Source organism: Actinosynnema sp. NPDC059797 (assembly GCF_042732085.1).
Taxonomy (GTDB): Bacteria; Actinomycetota; Actinomycetes; order Mycobacteriales; family Pseudonocardiaceae; genus Actinosynnema.
Map to the genome: position 1 here is coordinate 1 of NZ_JBHWIE010000542.1, position 3,691 is coordinate 3,691.

Sequence of the window (3,691 nt, forward strand, 5' to 3'; positions counted from 1 at the left end):
CCCCTGCCCATGCCTCTGCCGTCACCCCGCACCGCCGCCCTCGTGCCGGCGGCCCTCCTCGCCGCCGGGCTCGTCGCCGGTGTGCCGCCGACGACCGCCGCCGCGGCGCCCGACGACCCCACCTCGCTGGTCAACCCGTTCATCGGCACGCAGAACTTCGGCAACACCTTCCCCGGCGCGAGCGCCCCGTTCGGCATGGTCCAGGTCAGCCCGGACACCGGCGGCCAAGGCGGCTACGACTACCTCCAGGGCCACATCCACGGCTTCAGCCAGACCCACCTGTCCGGCGTGGGCTGCGGGGTCGCCGGCGAACTGCCGGTCATGCCCACGACCGGCCCGGTGGACAACGTTGACACCAACGGCTACCGGTCGGCCTACTCCCACGACGACGAGGAGGCCCGCCCCGGCTACTACCGGGTCGGCCTGTCCCGCTACGGCATCGACGCCGAGCTGACCGCGACCCCGCGCACCGGCTGGCAGCGCTACTCGTTCCCCGCCACCGCCCAGGCGAACGTCCTGTTCAACACCGGCAAGGCCAACCAGCAGGTCCTCGACTCCGAGGTCCACGTCGTCGGCGACCGCACCATCGAGGGCCGGGTGCGGGCGGGCCGGTTCTGCGCCGGGCACGACGAGCACACCGTGTACTTCACCGCCACCTTCGACCGGCCGTTCACCGGCTTCGGCACGTGGCGCGGCGCCACGCCCGCGCCCGGCGTGCCCGACGCGGCGGGCGAGGGCGGCAACGGCGCCTGGGTCACCTTCGACGCCACGACCGACCGCGACGTGGTGCTCAAGGTCGGCCTGTCCTACACCGGCGTCGAGGGCGCGCGGCGCAACCTCGCCGCGGAGACCGGCGACTCCCACGACTTCGACGCCACCCGCGACGCCCTGCACCGGTCGTGGGACCAGGCGCTGCGCTCGGTCGAGATCGGCGGCGGCACCACCGAGCGGCGCACCGCGTTCTACACCGCGCTGTACCACTCGCTGCTGCACCCGAACCTGGCCGGCGACGTGGACGGCCGCTACACCGGGTTCGACGGCGCGACGCACGTGGCGCAGGGCTACACGCCCTACCAGAACCTGTCCCTGTGGGACACCTACCGGCCGCAGAACCAGTTGCTGGAGCTGCTGCGCCCGGACGTGGCGCGGGACGTGGCGCTGTCGGTGGTGGCCGCCGGCCGCGACGGCGGGTGGCTGCCGCGCTGGGCGCTGGCCAACAGCGAGACCAACATCATGACCGGTGACCCGGTGACGCCGTTCCTGGTGGAGGCGTGGTCCAAGGGCCTGCTCGCCGGGCACGAGCAGGAGACCTACGACCTGTTGCGGCGCAACGCCACCAGCACGCCGCCGGCCGACTCGCCCTACAACGGCCGCTCCGGCGTGGCGCACTACGCCGACCGCGGCTACATCCCCTCGGGCCTGGAACTCGGGGTCGACTGCGCCCACAAGGGCGGCGACAACGACTGCGTGCACCCGGCTTCGGCGACGCTGGAGTACGCGGCGGCCGACGCGTCGCTCGCGCTGATGGCGCGCGGCCTCGGCCGGCACGAGGACGCCGACCTGTTCGCCCGGCGCGGCCAGTGGTACCGCAACCTGTGGGACTCCGGCACGGGCCACTTCCGCCCGCGCACCACCGAGGGCACCTGGGTGTCGCCGTACAACCCGGTCGACGCCGGGCACCAGTTCCACGAGGGCGGCGCGTTCCAGTACCAGTGGCTGGTGCCGCAGGACCCCGACGGCCTGGTCGAGCTGATGGGCGGCAGGCGGGCCACCGAACGCCGGCTCGACGCCTTCTTCGCCTACGACGAGCTGCTCGCCGACCCCGAGGGCACGGTCCGCACCGACTGGATCACCCAGCCCTACGACTACTACGGCAAGCCCACCTACAACCCCAACAACGAACCCGACCTGCTCGCGCCCTACTTCTACCTGTCGGTCGGCGCGCCGGCGAAGACCGCGACCGTGGTGCGCGCGGCGATGACGCTGTTCACCACCGGCCCGGACGGCATGACCGGCAACGACGACCTCGGCACCATGTCGGCCTGGTACGTGTTCTCGTCGCTGGGCCTGTACCCGACCATGAGCGGGGCGGACTTCCTCGCCCTGTCCAGCCCGCAGTTCCCGTCCGCCACCGTCCACACCGGACGCGGCACGACGCTGGCCATCACCGCACCGGGCGCGAGCGACGCCAACCGGTACGTGCAGCGCGTGGCGCTCAACGGCCGCGACGTGCGCGCCACCTGGCTGCGCTGGGACGACGTGCTGCGCGGCGGCACGCTCGCCCACCGGCTCGGCACCGCGCCGTCCGACTGGGGCACCCGGCCCGGCGACCGGCCGCCGTCGGTCAACCGCGAACGGCCCGACGACCGCCGGAGCCTGGACGCGGCGCTGCGCGAGTCGTCGGTCGTCGTTCCCGCAGCCGACACCGCGCAGACGACGACGCTGTCCCTGGACGTGCTGGCCCAGGCGCCCGGCGCGGTCCCGGTCGGCCTGACGCCCGAGGCGCCCGCCGGGTGGTCGGTGGCCGCCGACCGGACGCTCGTCATCCGCTCCAACCGGCTGCCCGCGCAGCGCACCGCGGCGCTGACCGTGACCGTGCCCGCCGGGACCCCGGTCGGGACCTACCCGGTCCGGGTCACCGCCCGCGGCCCCGAGACCGTCGTCCGCGAAGCGGTGGTCGAGGTGCGCGAACCCGCCGCCTGCGCGGTCACCGCCGGCGGGCAGTGCGCCGTCGACCTGGCGCGCGACGCCGACCACGACGGCACGGCCACCGTCGCGCGACCGGACGAGGGCGACTTCGACGGCCAGGGCTGGAGCTACGACGCGGCGCTCCTGCCCACCGGACCGGTCGTCTGGGGCGGCACCACCTACGCCGCGCCGGACCCGTCCGGCACGACCGCCAACTTCGTCGAGGCACGCGGCCAGGCGCTGCTGCTGCCCGCCGACGCCCACGGCGCGCTGCGACTGGTGGCGGCCTCCCACAACGGCCCGGTGACCACCGATCTGGTCGTGCGCTACACCGACGGCACCACCGCGGAAGCACCGGTGACCGTGCCCGACTGGGCCGGTTCCGGCGCCACCCCGGTGCTGGAGATGCCGCACCGCGTCAAGGCCGGCCAGGGCGTGGACGGCCCGCCGGTGCGGCTGTTCGGCGTCACCGCGCCGCTCGACCCGGCCAAGACCGTCCACTCGGTGACCCTGCCCGACGACCCCCGGGTGGAGGTGTACGCGATCACGCTGTCGTGACCGGGCCATATACTCGCCCACCACGACTTCCGGGGGATTGCGGTGACGGTGCGCGACGACGAGTTCTTCCGACTGCTGGACGGGCTGGCCGAGGTGGAACGCGCGCAGGGCGGGCAGTACAGCTCGTTCAGCGTGCGCGGCAAGCGGTTCGGCTACCACTGGCCGCGCACCGCCACCGTCGGCCTGAAGCAAACCCTGTCCGAGCAGCGGGCCCTGGTGTCCGAGCGGCCGGACGTGTTCGAGGAGCAGTTCACGGCCGGCGGCTTCGGCTGGGTGGTGGTCCACCTGGCCGGCATCGAGCTGGACGAGCTGTCCGAACTGGTCTTCGAGGCGTGGCGGCTGTCCGCGCCGGAGGACCTGGTCGCCGCCGTGCCCGACTGGGCGGAGACCAGGCCCCACGCCCGGCGTTAGCGGTCCGGAGGGGGTGGGCGCGGACCACGCGCCC

2 protein-coding genes are annotated in these 3,691 nt (G+C 74.2%); both read left to right on the forward strand.

Annotated features, from left to right (window positions below; all coding sequences use genetic code 11):
- Positions 1-9 precede the first annotated feature (9 nt).
- On the forward strand, positions 10-3,246 hold the full coding sequence (locus tag ACFV4N_RS41315; protein WP_499678149.1) for a GH92 family glycosyl hydrolase: 3,237 nt from the start codon (positions 10-12) through the stop codon (positions 3,244-3,246).
- Positions 3,247-3,288: 42 nt separating this feature from the next.
- Positions 3,289-3,657, forward strand: coding sequence for an MmcQ/YjbR family DNA-binding protein (locus tag ACFV4N_RS41320; protein ID WP_499678148.1), 369 nt, complete (start codon positions 3,289-3,291; stop codon positions 3,655-3,657).
- Positions 3,658-3,691: the final 34 nt, after the last annotated feature.

Excerpts from the sequence above, each read along its gene's own strand:
- ACFV4N_RS41315 (WP_499678149.1), top strand. The coding sequence starts at position 10 with ATGCCTCTGCCGTCACCCCGCACCGCCGCCCTCGTGCCGGCGGCCCTC.